Below are 16,014 nucleotides of genomic sequence, written 5' to 3'. Positions count from 1 at the left end.
CGGCATAATTCAGACCACCCTTGGCTTGGCGAGCATCCAGGCGCGAAGGGCGCAAAGGACGCAAAGCGTTTTGGGCATCGGCATAATTCAGACCACCCTTGGCTTGGCGAGCATCCAGGCGCGAAGGGCGCAAAGGACGCAAAGCGTTTTGGGCATCGGCATAATTCAGACCACCCTTGGCTTGGCGAGCATCCAGGCGCGAAGGGCGCAAAGGACGCAAAGCGTTTTGGGCATCTCTCACCCCCCCGCGCCAGTGGGAGAGATGAGGGCCAGCAGCCCGCGCAGCAGGCTTCGTACCTCTAGCCCGGCCCTTGAGGACCGGATTCTGGACAGATGTTCTGTCTACCCTTGAACTCCCGGATGGGGCTTTTCCTGCCGCTCCTCGCACTGACAACCAGGCCATCGCGACCCAACTCCATCTTGTGGTATTGTATGCCGGTACTCGTAAGCAACGGAGAGAGTGGCATGCGCATTCTGTTCATCACCGGTGAATACCCACCACAACCGGGCGGTGTCGGCGATTACACACAACGGTTGGCGCAGCACCTCACCATCGCCGGGCACGAAGTGATCACCCTGACGTCGGTGAAGGGGCACTGGCAACTCTGGCGGGCAACGAGTCGCGGCGATGAGGCATTGGCAGCGCCACGGGGACGGGCCAGTTGGCGGTTGGTAGCTGCCGGACGGCTGGCGCAGGTTGTGCGCCTGATCCGGCCCCAGTGGTGCCACATTCAATACCAAACCGGTGCGTATCAGTTACAAATTGGCGTGAACGTGCTACCTCTTCTCTTACAACGTACCGAGATCGCCACCGCGATCACGTATCACGACTTGCTACCACCGTACCTTTTTCCCAAAGCAGGTCCACTGCGCACCTGGGTAACGCTTATACCGGCCCGCACAGCTTCTGCTGTGGTCGTCACCAACCCTGAAGATGAAGCAACCCTACGCGCTGCCGGCCTCCAACCGCGTCTGATCCCGATTGGAGCCAACATCGAGCCGACACAGTCGTCGGCTAGGGATCGTGCGGTTGAACGAACGAGGCTGAGCATAACCGCCGATGAGGCATTGATCGGCTATTTTGGTCTGTTATCGCCGGGGAAGGGGGTAGATTTGTTAATCGATCTGGTAGCACAGCACCCACGCTGGCGCTTGTTGATTATCGGTGGCGCTGCTACGACCCCCACCGATCGCGCTTACGCCGAAGCGGTACAGCAACGGCTCGCGAGGGATGGTCTGCGCGATCGGGTAATCATCACCGGCCACCTGCCGGCTGCACAGGTCTCGGCTTACCTGAGCGCCTGCGATGTAATAGCCCTGCCCTTCCGTGATGGTGCTTCGCTACGACGCGGTAGCCTGCTCGCTGCACTCGCCCACGGCTGCGCCATTGTCACCACACCGCCGGCCTCAGCCGCCACTGCTGCGGCCCTGACCGGAGCAGTGCAATTCGCCGCAGCACAACCCAACAGCTTCGCCGCAGCGATTGAGATGGTATTGCAATCGGCGGTGATGCGTGATCGTCTCAGCGAAGCAGCCCGTGCCGTTGCCCGTCGGTTTGCATGGTCCACCATTGCGCAGGCGCATCTTGAGCTGTATCAAACAAGGTGATCGAGTCTGGCGCAGGACCGACTCCGTTCATGACGAGAACCGCAGCAGAGCATCGCGCAAATCACGTACTACATCGATTGCGTGCAATTCCATCTTTAGTCCCACCATCGTCTGCGCCACCTCAGGCCCAACTCCAATCAAGACAAGGCGAGCACCCAACAAACGCACACTGCGGGCCAAAGCAATCACCCCATCGGCTGCAGCTTGATCAAGAAATGGCACGCCGGTCACATCAACCAACAACCAACGCGCGCGGCTATCACTCACCGCTTGTAACGCTCGCTGCTGGGCCAATGCCAGCCGAACCCCATCGAGCGCACCGACCAGGAGCATCACGAGCATACCGTCACGCACCGCCAAAATCGGCACACTCAAGGCCTGAATCTCTTGGCGCTGACGCTCATTCTCGGCCAACACTGCCATCATCTCCGCTTGCCGCTGCTCACTCTTAGCCAACGCGGCTTGCAAGGCCGCAGTGCGTTCGGCCACGCGCACCTCTAAGGCTTTATTGGCTTGGGACAACTGCTTCGCCAACGCCTCCGACCGCCGTTGGGCAGCATTGCCAGCTCAATTGCATGCAGCACACTGCGGGTTCCGATACCGGCAATCACCCCGCAGACGACGGTCAACAGCATGCCGGTAATCACAATCTCACCGGCGGAAGGTGCGACTTGCGGTCGACTCGCGAGGCCGAACCATTGCCCGGTCATACCGGCAATCCCTACTATGCCGGCTACCACCACATGCCACTCTCGCCCGATAACTGCGGCTGTAGTCACAACAACGACGGCGAAAATCGGTACCAATCCGATTTGACCCGTCCCGAACGGAATAACGGCAAAACTCACGGTAAGCACGATAATTAACCAAAGCGCTGCCTGGTCGACCCAACTAACCGGGCAATGACCAATAGCACCAATACGAGGGTCAAACCGGTGAGGTTGGCGACTAATTGTGGCAACGGATCGGGTTGAATCATAACCAGCGGAATCGCCAGTATCGACATCGCCGACAACGTTAACCCGATGATGAGTAAATTACGTCCCCGTCGTTGAACTTCAGGATCGGGATGGGGAATGGTAAGCAACCGGTTCCATAATGACATACACATTACCCTGCACTACGCCGACGAGTGATCACATCTGTATTGTAGCACCTAGCTAACCGGCTAACGGAGCCTAACGCTCATCGGCTAGAAAGCGTCGGAGCAATGCTAACACTTCATCAGGGCGCTGTTCAGGAAACCAATGCGGATTCGTCGTAAGCTGCACCACACAATCAGGTCGCTGCAGCAATACCTGTTCAAAACCGGCAGTCGAAGCGATTCGGTCAAGAGGACAACGGATAAATAAGACTGGAAACCGAATATCGGTAAAAGGTGCTTGCCGACCACAGCCGGCCAAACGCCATGGCAACCGCAGCACTGTCAATGGCCAATCCCAATAATGAAAACTATCGTAAGCGGCTCGATGGGCATCGGGCGCTCGATAACCGCCGATCATTAATAATGCCGCTGTTAGATGTTTAACCGGCGGCAGATAATACGGTAAGCCAAACACTATGCCGTACAGCCACCATAACGCTCGCCACTTATGTTCACCCCAGTCATAGCGAAACGATGACCCAACCGAGAGTGCTACCATCCGCTCAATCGGTATATCGGGGCGCTGACGTACTCGTGCCCAGACAAAGGTCGCTCCCCAATCATGAGCAATGACGACCACCTTGCCGGTCGGGCTGGCTGCAATCACAACGTCAAGCAAGGCTGCTACTTCTCGTGCCAACCGACCGTGCCATAAATCGTGCAACGACGGCCACACCGGATTAGTCCGTCTGTTGGGGAGGGCAATCGCATAAATATTGCGTCCACGCAACCAGTCCTGCTGTCGTTCCGTCGCCGTTATGTACGCATCGTACATCTGTTCAGAGTCGGGAAACCCGTGCAAGAAGAGTACCGGACTCCGCCGGCTATCGGGATGGTACTGTATCCGTCGCAACCGGCATAGGAAGCGCCGGGCCGGTGGACGCCGCAAGGCAGCCCAAATGGTAGGAAAGAGTTGTTGTTTCATTATCGCTCCACAGAAGTTGGTCGGTAGTGCACCGAATGCCCCCACCACAACGCTGCACTGAGCGGAGCAAGACTGAGAGCCGCTCCGATCAAACAGAGTAGTAGATACCCTAACCCAGCCAGAATAAACCCGCTACTCAGGCTCCCAAATGCCGAGCCTAGATTGACGAGCAGATCGCTCGCGCCTTGCACCGCACCACGTTCCGACGGTACAATGGCGTCGGCCACCAGTGCTGAGCCGGCAATATAACAAAAGTTCCACCCCAACCCGACAAGAAACAATCCCAAAGCCAGCCACGGAGTCAAGAGCGATACCGGTGCAATCAATGCCCCGACAATTAACATCAGCGCGCCAAACATCATCGTCAAGGGCCGACCTAGGCGGTCGGCGATTCGACCGGTGAACATTGATAGGCCAAACATGCCGAAGGTATGGGCACCGATCACCAACGAGATGCTATCAAGACCGTGAGCGTGATGGCTCATATGGAGCGAAGTGACACTCATCACCAACACCATCACCACCTGACCAAGCACCATATTCACCAGTCCGGCCCGAACGAGCGGGAGCCGCAGAATCGTACCCACGGAACGCACCGGTACCGCCGTTGTGGCAGCGTCTGTGGTCGTCTGAACATTCAAGCGCAGCGCCAACGTGCGCGGATCGGGTCGCAAAAAGACAAACATGACCAACGTGGCGATGGCGAAGAGGGCTACCCCACCAAACATTGGCCCGGTCAACTCAGGCAAGCCACCGGCTGCCGCCACCTGACCCAACGGCCCTACCAACAACGGCCCTCCCACTGCGCCGATAGTACTTGCAAAGACCACTGTGCTGATCGCACCGGCCCGTCGTTCCGGCGAGACAACATCGGCAGCAGCGTATCGACTCTGATCGATAATCCCACGCGCCATCCCAACCACAAACAGACCGACTAAGAAGAGAAGAAACGAGTGGCTAAGTACCGCTACTCCGTCAATCAGCATGCCCATCAGCCCCAACACCATCCCCACTAGGAGAGCGGGCCGCCGACCAAATCGCTGCATCGCTTGCCCTGCGGGATAGGCTGACAGCGCCGCCCCGGCCAGCATAAGGGTTGCCGGTAAGCCGGCGAGTGCGTCATTGCCGCTCAGTTGCGCACCGGCGATCGCGTTCACGGCAATGTTGGCAATAATTGCGGCTGATGCTAAACTCTGCGTAACGAATAAGGCGCCGATGATCCGGCGCGTAGCAACTTCATAGTCGAAGGTGGTTGGTATACTCATCACATTCACTCCATGGCAAACGATGCTCTTGCAGCTATTATAGTTGTTTTATCAAATAATTTTTCACCCTTATGCGTATGTTCCGCCGTGTCCAGTTACTTATCGCCCGATTCTCTGCTACCCGGTTCGGAGCATGGTTTGTGCGCACCTGTATCCAACCGCTCGACCGGCTGCTGCTGTGGCTCACAGGAGGACGGATAGGAATCGTCTCGTTATTCTACCCGACTCTCATCCTCATTACCACCGGTGCGCGCAGCGGCGCCAAACGGCGGACCCCGTTGATCTTTCTCCCTGACGGCAATCGGATCGTACTGGTCGCGTCAAATTTTGGCCGCGACCGTCATCCCGGCTGGTACTACAACCTTCGCGCCAATCCGCAGGCGCAGGTGAATATGTACGGCCACCTCTTCGAGTGTCGCGCGCGCGAAGTGAGTGGGATCGAGTATCTGGAACTGTGGGAGCGGGCAGTGCGTTACTATCCCGGTTTTGCCGTCTACGCCCGCCGGGCCGGACGCACCATCCCGATAGTGGTACTCGAACTCAATATGCCCATCTAATCACTAGTGGCGTAATCAAGCCCTCGATCAGCGCGGCAACCACCACCAACGGCGCAATCAGGAGCAACCACACCTTTACCGTCTGTGCAGCTGCCCACAACAGATTCTCGCCGACGGTAAACTCACCCGGAGCAGTCAACACTGCTGCCCCCATCCGCAACCCCAACGCCGCACTGAGCATAAACACCGGCAATTCAATGCTCCCGTGGGGAAGCAGGTAGGCGAAAAGAAACGTGAGGGGGTTATCCGTCCCCACCCCACCTCGCTCGATCAGCCGCCCGCAGACATAGCCAATCTGGGCAAAGACCGTCGCCGGCACAAGGAAGGGAAACACACCCAAACTGAAGGGAGCAAAGAGGTTTGAGAGGATTGATACACGCAAGTTATTGAAAACGACAAACAGCGCCAACCATAGCGATGGGTCGGGGCCATACGCAATCTGATCGAGCGTCCGTTCTACCGATGGGAAGACCCTCACCGAAGCCTGCAACATCCCAAACCAAATCCCACCGATCGCTGCCAACAAGCTCACGGCTAAGGGCAGGCGCAATTCACGTAACAACATCGGCAACTCATAGCGATAAAATCGCAGCGGTGAGAATGGCAAACCGGCATACTCGTACAGTGGTACTCCGGCCGGGTGGTATTCACAAAAAAAGCGACGGAAGACTGCCCACAACCGGCGTAAGCCCATCTCTTCCCGGTTACGCGAAAAGATCGCTGCACGCCGGAAAGTTTGCAAGCCGCTGCGTAAAAAGGCCAATCCGACAACGAAGATTGCCAGCATACCAAGCCAGATCACATCGAACCGGCGGCCAATAAAATACGGCGCTTGCGCTTGCAAGAGTGCCGTCGTCGGCAACAGAATACCCGACGCCAACATCGACGCCTCGCGCACGCTACCGGCGTGGATCGAGAGACTCACAGCGCCGGTCACTAAAGCCACTGCCACCACGACGGTCAGCAGCCCCATCTGGAGCAACAGCTCCGACGACATGCCATCGGCATACATATCGGGAAAGTTCAGTGCCACTAAACCGTAAAACAGGTACTGGGTGAGCAGTGCGGTCAGCAGCGGGATTAGCAACGTACCGACCAACTTTCCGAAAAAGAGCTGCTGGTCGGTCACCGGCAACGCACAGAGTGCTTCAAGCGTATTCCGTTCACGTTCGCCGACAAACGACTCAAGCGCGGCGACCAGTGCAAAACTGATCGGAACAAAACCGGCCAATACTCCACCAAACGGGATCAGTGGAGCGAGTGCCAGTGGATCATCGAGCCGAGGATAGAGTGCTCGAATACCCGTCACCAACCCAACCGGCATCAAGATCAGCAAAAAGATCAATAACCCTACCGAACGCCAATCACGAGTAATCTCGATCAGCTCGCGACGCGCCACAATCCAGATCGAACCACCGCCAAACCGTGCAATCTGGCGACGTGGTCGTTTGTGCTGTCCAAACCACAATCGGCGAATCTGCTCGCGGGCTAACAACTCTTCCCGACTAAACGCCCGCATCCCAATCTGCACCAACCCAGCGGCCAATATCACCAAACCAACCCAAAGCGCTACTACCAGCTCCCAACGATCATTAACGATCAAAAATGCGATCAGTTGCACTACTAATGCCATCGGCACGAGTACCAAACTCGACAACAAACTTGCTGCACGTACCGTTGTCACATGCGACGAGATAATCACTGCACCGCCGACCATCACCAGCGCCATCGTAATAACCAACACCAGCAACAGCAGCGATCGCAGCGGTTGCAGCGCCGACAAGACCACATTAGGCACCAAAACCAACAACCATGTGACCAACACCAGTTGGCTCAGCAACGCACCCAGCAATGGCAACGCCAGCGCCGCGATCAGCTTGGCAAGATACAACTCGCGATCACCAAGTGGCATTGCCAATAACGTCTCCAACGTATTACGCTCACGTTCGCCAGCGAACGACTCGAGGGCCAGAATAAGCGAGAAACCTGCCGGTAAGAAACCGACCAGCAAGATCAAAAAGGGAATGACTTGGACGGCGACCGCATCCTGTTGCACAAAATTGACAAACAACACCAGTGCTCCGGCTATCAATGTCGGCAGCGCCAACGCCAACAGTGCCAGCGGTGTCAACAATCGCCAATCGGTCAAGGTATCACGCAACTCACGGCGGGTAATCACCCACCACGCCGGTGCAACCGTATCTGATCGGGCCAATGTCGGAGCTTGGGAGAGCCAAAAGCGTTTCATATTCATTCCCGTGCAGATGGAGCCGGAATTGCCTCATCTTCGGCCACAATCCGTAGATAGAGGTCCTCTAGCCGGCGAGGTTGTTCAGATAGACTATAGACCGCGATTCCAGCCGTAATCAGCCGATTCACGATTGCCGGATTAAGCAGATGTGGTTCGGCAGTTTGCCACACGATTCGGTCATGCCCAACTGCTTCCGCGCCCACCAATTCGCGCACCACTGTCAATGCGCGGACTTGATCGGTAGGCCGGGCTACGATCAGTTCAAACGCCGGCTCTCCCAACAACTGGCGACTCAGTTCGGCGAAGGGGCCAACTGCGATAATCTGACCACCGCGAATAATCGCGATCCGGTCGGCCAATTCCTCGGCCTCACTCAGATTATGCGTTGTGAGCAAGATACTCCGTTTCGCGCCACGCAACTCACCGATAGCATCGCGTACCGTGCGTGCACTCTGCGGATCCATCGCCGTCGTCGGTTCATCAAGAAACAGTACCGGCGGATCGTGAATCATAGCCCGGATCAACGCCATCTTCTGGCGCATACCCTTCGAGAAGCTTTCCAGATTACGGTCACGTACCTCCCAGAGGCCAAACTGGCGCAAGAGGACTTCACTGCGCTGACGGCACTGCACAGCATCGAGGCCAAGCAGCGCGCCGAAAAAGGCCAAATATTCGAGTGCCGCCATTCGCCCGTACAAACCGGGATATTCGGTCAGGAGTCCCACCATACCACGCACCCGTTGTGCATCACGCACCACGTCGTGACCACAGATACGCGCCTGACCACTGCTCGGCGGCAAGATCGCCGCCAACATACGCACGGTAGTCGTCTTACCGGCCCCATTTGGGCCGAGCAAAGCTATCAACTCTCCCGGCTGCACGGTGAGCGTGAGATCACGTACCGCGACAAAATCACCGAATTGCTTACCGAGCTGAATAGCTTCGATCATAATCTGCTCGCTGGGTTGAGAAAGCGGATATGCAGGCCACATTTAGTATTGTATACCGATTTCATTACCAAACATCGCTCGTTAGAACGATGTCGCGTTGATAGGGATTACTCAGAGCGATGCAGTATCGTCGACAATAAGGGGTGGCGTGTATATTATGTCTATTAATATCTTAGGTATACTACATAGGAGAATGTCTTTATTGGGTAAAGAGGAGCATCATTATGGACGAACCCCAATCCACCAATGATCCAGACATGGGCAATCACTTCACGTATTGGAGCATCGTTGGCATTTCAGCTCTACTGTGCTTTGCGTGGCTCCTGACCGGCAGCCTAACGCTAACGTTAATCATCATCGTGCTCGGCCTCCTCCATCTCGCCCAATTCTTTCCCGTCGCTGAAGCGATTGTCCGTAGTGATCCAATCCTCTTGATCATCCGCCGCTTCTCTCTCCTCTTTGTACTCGTCATCACAGGCATTGCTATTGCTATTCGCTACCTTCGGTTGTGAAATATAGACATTTTGCACAAATTATGTGGCAGTTTGCTTGTTGAATTTATCCAATCCTTTTGCTATGATGCAGGTAGTTCTCCGTCGCCGATCAAGCGACGGCTACTGGGTAGCTCAACGAGGAATGCCCGGCAAGTGCATAGCAGCGCGGAGGGAGACCATGGAAGTTCAAGGGATGCTAATCGGGTTGATCGGATGGGCGGCCACCGCTATCCTGGCGTTGGGAGCGCGTCGATTGGCCGACATCGAACAACGGGCCATGATTGTGTGTAGCTGGTTGGTGTGGATGATTCCTGGCTTCGGTACGTTCGTGCGGAGCGGTGCAATGACCATCGACGCGGCTGCCCTCTACGTTGGTATCTCGACAATGCTGCTTGCCGGGCTGCTTTTGGTCGGTATTCGTGGGCGTAAGCGTGTCCGCTGAACGACACCCATTGTGCGCTCACCCTATTCAACACCAAAATGCGAATGGCTGTTTCCCCATTCGCATTCGGTGTGGCTAAACACGCTCGTGATACCTAGGCGTCGTAATACATCATGAACTCATACGGGTGTGGGCGTAACGCCAAGCCGACCGCCTCTTTGCGCTTTGCCTCGATATATGTTTCGAGCAAATCGGGGGTGAAGACACCTCCCTTCAACAAGAAGTGGTAGTCGTGCTCCAGTGCATCCAACGCCTCGTTGAGCGAACCGGGGGTACCGCGAATGTCGGCTTTCTCTTCAGGCGACAACTCGTAGATATCCACATCAAGCGGTGGTGGTGGCTCAATCTTGTTCTGGATACCGTCAAGACCGGCCAGCAGCATCGCGGCAAAGGCCAGATAGGGGTTACACATCGCATCAGGAGCACGGAATTCGATGCGGCGTGCCTTCGGTGACGAGCTGTACGTCGGGATGCGGATAGCCGCCGAACGGTTGCGCATCGAGTAGACGAGATTGATCGGCGCCTCGAAGCCCGGCACCAATCGCCGATAACTATTGGTGGTCGGCGCACAGATCGCCAATAATGCTGGGGCGTGTTTGAGGATGCCACCAATATAGTATTGTGCCGTCTTTGACAGCAGTGCGTACTGGGTTTCATCGAAGAAGAGCGGCTCACCGCCTCTCCATAAGCTCTGGTGCGTATGCATACCCGAACCGTTGTCGCCAAAGATCGGCTTAGGCATAAACGTGGCGCTGTACCCGTGAGCGCGAGCCACATTGCGCACAATGTATTTATATTTTTGCACCTTATCGGCCATGTTGACCAATGAGTCGAAGCGCATGTCGATCTCGCACTGGCCGGCAGTAGCGACCTCGTGGTGGTGTAGCTCGATCTCGATCCCGATCTCCATCATCTTCAGGATCATCTCCGAGCGGATGTCCTGTAAGGTGTCGGTCGGTGGTACCGGGAAGTAGCCCTCTTTGTGGCGGATGCGATACCCTTTGTTCCCCCCCGGCACTTCAGCTCCCGTGTTCCACACCGCTTCGGGGCTATCAATATAGTAGAAGCCCTGATTGGCACTCTGACCGAAGCGCACATCACTAAAGAGGAAAAACTCCGCTTCCGGCCCAAAGTAGGCTGTATCGGCGATACCGGTTGTCTTCAGATACGCTTCCGCCTTCTTCGCCACCGTGCGCGGGTCACGGCTGTAGGGCTGGCGGGTGATCGGATCGATAATGTCGCAGATCAGTACCAGCGTCGGGATACTGAGGGTCGGATCGATAAAGGCCGTCGAAGGGTCGGGTACCATCAGCATATCACTCTCGTTGATCGCCTGAAAACCCTTGATCGACGAGCCATCAAAACCTAACCCTTCACGGATCATATCCTCGGTCAACCGCGAGGCCGGCAGCGAGTAGTGCTGCCACCCACCAAAAAGGTCGGTAAAGCGCGTGTCAACAATTTGAATTCCTTTGGCTTTAATCAGCTCAATGACCCCCTTCGCATCCATTGCCATGAGAACCTACTCCTTACAGTACAAGAACGAACGCGGTCCGCCAGAACGAATATGGTCCTGAAACAGGCAACGACGCCGCGGCACATTGGCGACCAGCGGCGTCATATTCTTCCTGTCGGCTTCCGTCACATGGGGGCAGATAGAGCGCAGCGCGCAAGGCAGGCGTCAAAGCCGACGAGGCATTCACTTCAATGCAACGCGACATCGCAGCATCGAAACGGTCATCGTCAAACCGGGCCACATCGGTGTTGGCTGTTGCGCCTACGCAGGCGGAGTGCAACATCTGCACCTATCAGTAGTCTAATCAGTTGCCGCCGCTCGCGCTACGGTGAGAGGGTACAATCCTTGCGATAATCGGATTGGATAGTTTGTCTAATGGTTAGCTCTTACCATCGTTATCAATGCCTCAGATAAGGAGCTTGCTTCGGGCGGCAGGCCCGCCGCATCGCGGCGGCCTCCGCTCCCGCGCAATACACACATCTCTCACCCATTTTACAAAGCGGCGCGACCGGAGTACAATGGCAAGCCGATCCATGCCGCCATGGCGCGGCAGTCGTCGCAAGCAATCGTGTTGAAAGGAACGAAACGCTGTGAGTAAGAAGATCCGCGTTGCGATTATTGGTGTTGGTAATTGCGCCTCTTCATTGGTGCAAGGAGTTCATTACTACCGCAATGCCCGCGATGGCGATGACATTCCCGGTCTGATGCACGTCAATCTGGGCGGCTATCACATAGGCGACATCGAGTTTTCGGCTGCGTTTGACATTGCCGATACCAAGGTCGATCGCGATCTGGCCGAGGCGATCTTCGCCGAACCGAACAACACCTACCGCTTCGCCGACGTGCCGAAGCTGGGCGTCCCCGTCTCGCGTGGTATGACGCACGACGGCATCGGTAAGTATCTGAGCACGGTGATCCGTAAGTCGAAGCGCGATACCGATGACATTGTGCGTATTTTGCGCGACACCGGCACCGATGTGGTCGTTAATTTTCTCCCTGTCGGTAGCGAGATGGCGACGAAATGGTACGTCGAGCAGGTCCTCGATGCCGGTTGTGCCTTTATTAACTGCATTCCGGTGTTTATCGCCAGCCAAGAGTATTGGCGGCGGCGGTTTGAAGAGAAGGGGCTACCGATTATCGGCGACGATATCAAGAGCCAAGTCGGCGCAACGATTACCCATCGTGTGCTGACCACCCTCTTCAAAGAGCGCGGTGTGCGCCTCGACCGCACCTACCAACTGAACTTCGGTGGCAATACCGACTTTCTCAATATGCTTGAGCGCGAGCGGCTCGAGAGCAAGAAGATCAGCAAGACGAATGCGGTCACGTCACAGTTGGGCTACGAGTTGCCGGCAGAGAACGTTCACGTCGGGCCGAGTGACTACGTGCCATGGCTCGGCGACCGCAAGTGGTGCTATATCCGTATGGAAGGCACTACCTTCGGCGATGTGCCGCTCAACCTCGAACTGAAGTTGGAGGTGTGGGATTCGCCAAACTCGGCGGGAGTAGTGATCGACGCCATTCGCTGCGCTAAGTTAGCCCTCGACCGGGGGATCGGTGGTGCACTCTATGGACCGAGCAGCTACTTTATGAAGACTCCACCGCGCCAGTTTACCGACTACGAGGCACGGGAACTCACCGAACGCTTTATTCGCGGTGAGGAGGGAGCAAAGTAAGGAAGGCAAAGGCGCAAAGACGCTGAGGGGTTGCGGGTTTGAGCCAGGTGAACGTGTAACTCTATCCTGCGCGTCTTCGTGTCGCTGCGCCTTTGCGTGAACACTATCCAAACAGGATGGGCATGAAACTGATTGTCCAGATTCCGGCCCTCAACGAACGCGATACCATTGCCGACGTAATTCGTGCCATTCCCCGCCAGATACCCGGGGTGGATCAGGTTGAGGTACTGCTGATCGATGATGGTTGCACCGACGATACGGCCACAGTGGCCTTAGCCGCCGGAGCCGATCATGTTGTGCGTCATACCGCCAACAAAGGCTTAGCCACCGCTTACCAGACCGGTATTGATACTGCGCTTCGCCTTGGGGCGGACATCATCGTGAACACCGACGCCGACAACCAATATCCCGGTAGCGAGATTCCGCGTCTTATCGCACCGATTCTCGCCGGCAAAGCCGATATTGTGATCGGTGATCGACAAGTGCATCAGATCGAGCACTTTTCACCACTTAAAAAAGTTCTACAACACGTGGGAAGCGCAGTAGTGCGTTGGGCATCGGAAACAAATGTCCCCGACACGGTTTCCGGCTTTCGCGCTCTCTCACGCGAAGCTGCATTGCGCACCTTCGTCACCTCCGATTTTTCCTACACCGTTGAGAATCTGATCCAAGCCGGTAAGCGACGGTTGACGATTGTCGCCGTGCCGATCACGACCAACCCGGTGCAGCGACCGTCGCGGTTACACCGTGGTAACTGGAACTTTATTAAGCGACAGGCAGCGATCATCGCCCGCACCTACACTACTTACGAACCGCTAAAGGTCTTCAGCTATATCGCCCTCTTCTTTGCGACGCCCGGTTTCATCCTGCTGGCTTGGGCGGCCTTTGTCTTCATTGGACGACGGCTAAATATCCTGTCGGCAACGAACGATCAATCGCTGCTGGTCGGGAGCGTATTGGTGCTGATGGCGCTGATCATCTTTTTGATCGGGCTATTAGCCGACCGCGTCGGCGGTGTGCGCCGCCTGCAAGAAGAGATTCTCTATCGCACGCGCGTCAATTTAGTTGAACAAGAGGCGTGGCGCCGCACGATCAGCGCCCGACTCGACCGAATCGAGCGGGCGCTGGGAGTGACCATCAACGACGAGCAAGATGAGACCATAGCTAAGGATTCACAGTCATCAACGCGACCGTAATGTGATCATTTGCCGCTAATGGCCGGCGGTATTAATCTCTTCAGCGTCGAATACGGAGGGGTTAGGCTCGCCTTCTACCACGATCTTGGCAATTGCCCCCTTGTCAATCGAACGACTGAGCGCGTGATCGACTAAGATATAAGTACCGGGCACTTCCAGGTTGAACTCGATAATCACCGCACCACCCGCCGGGATTATCGTCGTCTGGACGTTGTGGTTCTGGAGGCTACCACCTTCAACGTACACCGTATCAAAGATTTCGCCGATCACGTGGAAGTTGCTACTCACATTCGGGCCACCAACCCCGACGAAGAGTCGTACCGTCTCACCAACCCGGGCCTTCATCGCATGATCACCGGTCAAACCACCGGCCCGCCCGTTGAAGACAATGTAGGTCGGGTTTTCATCCTTCACCGCCAGCGGGTTGAAGGTAAGGTGCCCTTGTGTACCGTGGGCTTGTTGCGTGTAGAAATCACCTTGCATGATGTAGAACTCGCGATCAACCGGTGGCAAGCCACCTTCCGGTTCGACTACGATCAGCCCGTACATACCGTTGGCGATATGCGATGGAATATGCGGCGTCGCGCAGTGGTAGACGAACACACCGGGATTGAGAGCCTTGAAGCGAAAACGCTTGGTTTGGCCGGGAGCAACTTGCGTTGCGACTGCACCACCGCCCGGTCCGGTCACTGCGTGCAGATCGATAGAGTGCGGCAACATGCTATCGGGGGCATTGGTTAACGCCAGCTCGACTGTATCACCGACCCGCACACGGATCATCGGACCGGGTACCGTACCATTGAATGTCCAGAAGGTATACGTACTTCCATCACCGAGATAGCCCACCACCTCGCGCGTTGTTAATTCGACCGTCACCGTCTGTGCCGGACGCGCACCGACCGGTGCCGGTACAGCATTGGCTGGCAGCATCACCTCATGCGTCACTTCCATCGCCGGGGCGACGGTTGGTAGGACCGGCATCTGCACACCGGTTGGGGAAGGTACTGCTGTACAAGCGGTCAGAAGAGCTGTGACCAGAGTAATTATGATTCGGCGGATCATAGACGGCTCCTTGTTTATTCAGGCTTATCCTGTACACATCGTAACCGACGCTGCCGCAAGAGTATGTGACAAAAGTCACTATCTCATCACACTGCCGGTTATTGTCTGCGCCAGGCCATTCTGTGCTACCATGCAGACATTCCCGCCGACAAGATGGAGACTCCTACTATGATCGACACGATCCGCCAACAGTGGACCAACGGCTCCGTTGTCTATAACGCATGGCTGACCATTCCCAGCCCGTGGAGCGCCGAGTTGCTGGCTACCGCCGGTTTTCCCTCGCTCACTATTGATTTACAGCACGGCCTCATTGACGACCCGACCGCATTGCAGATTCTGCATACCATCGATCAGCGCCGCTGTCCGGTATTTGTACGTTTAGCGTGGAACGAACCGGCGGCGATTATGCGAGCATTAGACCGTGGCGCAGCAGGGATTATCGCGCCACTGATCAATGGCCCCGACGATGCGCGAGCGTTGGTAGCCGCTTGCCGCTTCCCGCCAGAAGGGATACGTAGTTATGGGCCGGTACGAGTTGGTGTGGCTCACGGGGTCGCAGCACCGGCGGCAGTGGCGCAACTGCCGGTGCTAATGCCGATGATCGAGACGGCAAACGCGATGGAGCAGCTTGAGGCGATTGCCGACGTACCTGGCATTGATGGCCTCTATGTCGGACCGGCTGACCTGAGCTTGAGCCTCGGCTTACCGGTGCCGGTCGATTTTTCCGCACCTCCCTTCCGGGCTGCACTCAGCCGGATCGTCGCCGTCTGCCGGCAACGTGGGCTTGCAACCGGCATCTATGCCAACCCCGATCTTGCTGCCGATTTGGCTGCACTCGGCTTCAATTTCATCACGATTGTGAATGATGGGGATTTGATCATGAAAGGGGCTGTTGCCGCTTTGCAAACGGTACGGGCATAGCAGGAGA

17 protein-coding genes are annotated in these 16,014 nt (G+C 56.3%); 7 read left to right on the top strand and 10 right to left on the bottom strand.

Annotation, left to right across the window (positions count from 1 at the left end):
- The coding region (locus tag ACP5OT_RS04305) for a hypothetical protein (protein WP_428131417.1) at positions 1 to 211 on the bottom strand (211 nt) is incomplete at its 3' end.
- 254 nt (positions 212 to 465) lie between these two features.
- On the opposite strand from ACP5OT_RS04305, the gene ACP5OT_RS04300 reads away from it, so the two are divergent.
- Positions 466 to 1,608: a glycosyltransferase gene (locus ACP5OT_RS04300; RefSeq protein ID WP_424676240.1), complete on the top strand. Its 1,143-nt coding sequence runs from the start codon at positions 466 to 468 to the stop codon at positions 1,606 to 1,608.
- Positions 1,609 to 1,635: 27 nt separating this feature from the next.
- Here the strand turns inward: ACP5OT_RS04300 and ACP5OT_RS04295 are convergent, their stop codons facing one another.
- The 5 genes from ACP5OT_RS04295 to ACP5OT_RS04275 all read right to left on the bottom strand — a co-directional run bounded on the left by ACP5OT_RS04295 (position 1,636) and on the right by ACP5OT_RS04275 (position 4,942).
- On the bottom strand, positions 1,636 to 2,142 hold the full coding sequence (locus ACP5OT_RS04295; protein WP_428113008.1) for an STAS domain-containing protein: 507 nt from the start codon (positions 2,140 to 2,142) through the stop codon (positions 1,636 to 1,638).
- The gene (locus ACP5OT_RS04290) at positions 2,106 to 2,465 is read right to left on the bottom strand and encodes a hypothetical protein (RefSeq protein ID WP_424676242.1); all 360 of its coding nucleotides are present in this window, start codon (positions 2,463 to 2,465) and stop codon (positions 2,106 to 2,108) included. Before ACP5OT_RS04290 ends, ACP5OT_RS04295 begins: the two co-directional genes overlap by 37 nt.
- A gap of 5 nt (positions 2,466 to 2,470) precedes the next feature.
- A complete protein-coding gene (locus ACP5OT_RS04285; protein WP_424676243.1) occupies positions 2,471 to 2,713 on the bottom strand; it encodes a hypothetical protein in 243 nt (80 codons plus the stop codon).
- Between the two features lie 73 nt (positions 2,714 to 2,786).
- A complete protein-coding gene (locus tag ACP5OT_RS04280) occupies positions 2,787 to 3,677 on the bottom strand; it encodes an alpha/beta fold hydrolase (RefSeq protein WP_428131415.1) in 891 nt (296 codons plus the stop codon).
- Positions 3,677 to 4,942, bottom strand: coding sequence for an MFS transporter (locus ACP5OT_RS04275; protein ID WP_424676246.1), 1,266 nt, complete (start codon positions 4,940 to 4,942; stop codon positions 3,677 to 3,679). The genes ACP5OT_RS04280 and ACP5OT_RS04275 overlap by 1 nt, the downstream gene beginning before the upstream one ends.
- Positions 4,943 to 5,082: 140 nt before the next feature.
- On the opposite strand from ACP5OT_RS04275, the gene ACP5OT_RS04270 reads away from it, so the two are divergent.
- Positions 5,083 to 5,499 (top strand): nitroreductase family deazaflavin-dependent oxidoreductase, encoded by a 417-nt coding sequence (locus tag ACP5OT_RS04270; protein ID WP_424676247.1) that lies wholly within the window; start codon positions 5,083 to 5,085, stop codon positions 5,497 to 5,499.
- Here ACP5OT_RS04270 and ACP5OT_RS04265 read toward each other — a convergent pair.
- A complete protein-coding gene (locus ACP5OT_RS04265; RefSeq protein WP_424676248.1) occupies positions 5,483 to 7,747 on the bottom strand; it encodes a stage II sporulation protein M in 2,265 nt (754 codons plus the stop codon). The two genes, ACP5OT_RS04270 and ACP5OT_RS04265, sit on opposite strands and share 17 nt — an antisense overlap.
- 2 nt (positions 7,748 to 7,749) lie before the next feature.
- The gene (locus ACP5OT_RS04260) at positions 7,750 to 8,700 is read right to left on the bottom strand and encodes an ABC transporter ATP-binding protein (protein ID WP_424676249.1); all 951 of its coding nucleotides are present in this window, start codon (positions 8,698 to 8,700) and stop codon (positions 7,750 to 7,752) included.
- Positions 8,701 to 8,924: 224 nt separating this feature from the next.
- On the opposite strand from ACP5OT_RS04260, the gene ACP5OT_RS04255 reads away from it, so the two are divergent.
- Both ACP5OT_RS04255 and ACP5OT_RS04250 read left to right on the top strand, forming a co-directional pair.
- Positions 8,925 to 9,212: a hypothetical protein gene (locus ACP5OT_RS04255; RefSeq protein ID WP_424676250.1), complete on the top strand. Its 288-nt coding sequence runs from the start codon at positions 8,925 to 8,927 to the stop codon at positions 9,210 to 9,212.
- A 160-nt stretch (positions 9,213 to 9,372) separates the two neighbouring features.
- Positions 9,373 to 9,636: a hypothetical protein gene (locus ACP5OT_RS04250; RefSeq protein WP_424676251.1), complete on the top strand. Its 264-nt coding sequence runs from the start codon at positions 9,373 to 9,375 to the stop codon at positions 9,634 to 9,636.
- A gap of 94 nt (positions 9,637 to 9,730) precedes the next feature.
- Here ACP5OT_RS04250 and glnA read toward each other — a convergent pair whose 3' ends face one another.
- Positions 9,731 to 11,152 (bottom strand): type I glutamate--ammonia ligase, encoded by a 1,422-nt coding sequence (gene glnA / locus ACP5OT_RS04245; RefSeq protein WP_424676252.1) that lies wholly within the window; start codon positions 11,150 to 11,152, stop codon positions 9,731 to 9,733.
- Between the two features lie 590 nt (positions 11,153 to 11,742).
- Between glnA and ACP5OT_RS04240 the strand changes: the two genes are divergently transcribed.
- On the top strand, positions 11,743 to 12,828 hold the full coding sequence (locus ACP5OT_RS04240) for an inositol-3-phosphate synthase (protein ID WP_424676253.1): 1,086 nt from the start codon (positions 11,743 to 11,745) through the stop codon (positions 12,826 to 12,828).
- Positions 12,829 to 12,950: 122 nt separating this feature from the next.
- The gene (locus tag ACP5OT_RS04235; RefSeq protein WP_424676254.1) at positions 12,951 to 14,024 is read left to right on the top strand and encodes a glycosyltransferase family 2 protein; all 1,074 of its coding nucleotides are present in this window, start codon (positions 12,951 to 12,953) and stop codon (positions 14,022 to 14,024) included.
- A 15-nt stretch (positions 14,025 to 14,039) separates the two neighbouring features.
- On the opposite strand, the gene nirK is transcribed toward ACP5OT_RS04235, so the two are convergent.
- The gene (gene nirK, locus ACP5OT_RS04230) at positions 14,040 to 15,086 is read right to left on the bottom strand and encodes a copper-containing nitrite reductase (protein WP_428112998.1); all 1,047 of its coding nucleotides are present in this window, start codon (positions 15,084 to 15,086) and stop codon (positions 14,040 to 14,042) included.
- Positions 15,087 to 15,254: 168 nt separating this feature from the next.
- On the opposite strand from nirK, the gene ACP5OT_RS04225 reads away from it, so the two are divergent.
- The gene (locus ACP5OT_RS04225; protein ID WP_424676256.1) at positions 15,255 to 16,007 is read left to right on the top strand and encodes an HpcH/HpaI aldolase family protein; all 753 of its coding nucleotides are present in this window, start codon (positions 15,255 to 15,257) and stop codon (positions 16,005 to 16,007) included.
- The last annotated feature ends 7 nt before the right edge of the window (positions 16,008 to 16,014 follow it).

It is taken from the genome of Chloroflexus sp. (genome assembly GCF_049970315.1).
GTDB lineage: Bacteria > Chloroflexota > Chloroflexia > Chloroflexales > Chloroflexaceae > Chloroflexus.
The sequence above is the reverse complement of the archived record's forward strand: the minus strand, read 5'-3'. Positions and strand labels throughout refer to the sequence as shown.

Bases quoted from the DNA above. Each gene is read 5' to 3' on its own strand.
- ACP5OT_RS04280 (WP_428131415.1), bottom strand. From the start codon at position 3,677: ATGAAACAACAACTCTTTCCTACCATTTGGGCTGCCTTGCGGCGTCCA.
- ACP5OT_RS04225 (WP_424676256.1), top strand. From the start codon at position 15,255: ATGATCGACACGATCCGCCAACAGTGGACCAACGGCTCCGTTGTCTAT.
- ACP5OT_RS04250 (WP_424676251.1), top strand. From the start codon at position 9,373: ATGGAAGTTCAAGGGATGCTAATCGGGTTGATCGGATGGGCGGCCACC.
- ACP5OT_RS04235 (WP_424676254.1), top strand. From the start codon at position 12,951: ATGAAACTGATTGTCCAGATTCCGGCCCTCAACGAACGCGATACCATT.
- ACP5OT_RS04300 (WP_424676240.1), top strand. From the start codon at position 466: ATGCGCATTCTGTTCATCACCGGTGAATACCCACCACAACCGGGCGGT.
- ACP5OT_RS04260 (WP_424676249.1), bottom strand. From the start codon at position 8,700: ATGATCGAAGCTATTCAGCTCGGTAAGCAATTCGGTGATTTTGTCGCG.
- ACP5OT_RS04265 (WP_424676248.1), bottom strand. From the start codon at position 7,747: ATGAAACGCTTTTGGCTCTCCCAAGCTCCGACATTGGCCCGATCAGAT.
- glnA (WP_424676252.1), bottom strand. From the start codon at position 11,152: ATGGCAATGGATGCGAAGGGGGTCATTGAGCTGATTAAAGCCAAAGGA.
- ACP5OT_RS04255 (WP_424676250.1), top strand. From the start codon at position 8,925: ATGGACGAACCCCAATCCACCAATGATCCAGACATGGGCAATCACTTC.
- ACP5OT_RS04285 (WP_424676243.1), bottom strand. From the start codon at position 2,713: ATGTCATTATGGAACCGGTTGCTTACCATTCCCCATCCCGATCCTGAA.
- nirK (WP_428112998.1), bottom strand. From the start codon at position 15,086: ATGATCCGCCGAATCATAATTACTCTGGTCACAGCTCTTCTGACCGCT.
- ACP5OT_RS04275 (WP_424676246.1), bottom strand. From the start codon at position 4,942: ATGAGTATACCAACCACCTTCGACTATGAAGTTGCTACGCGCCGGATC.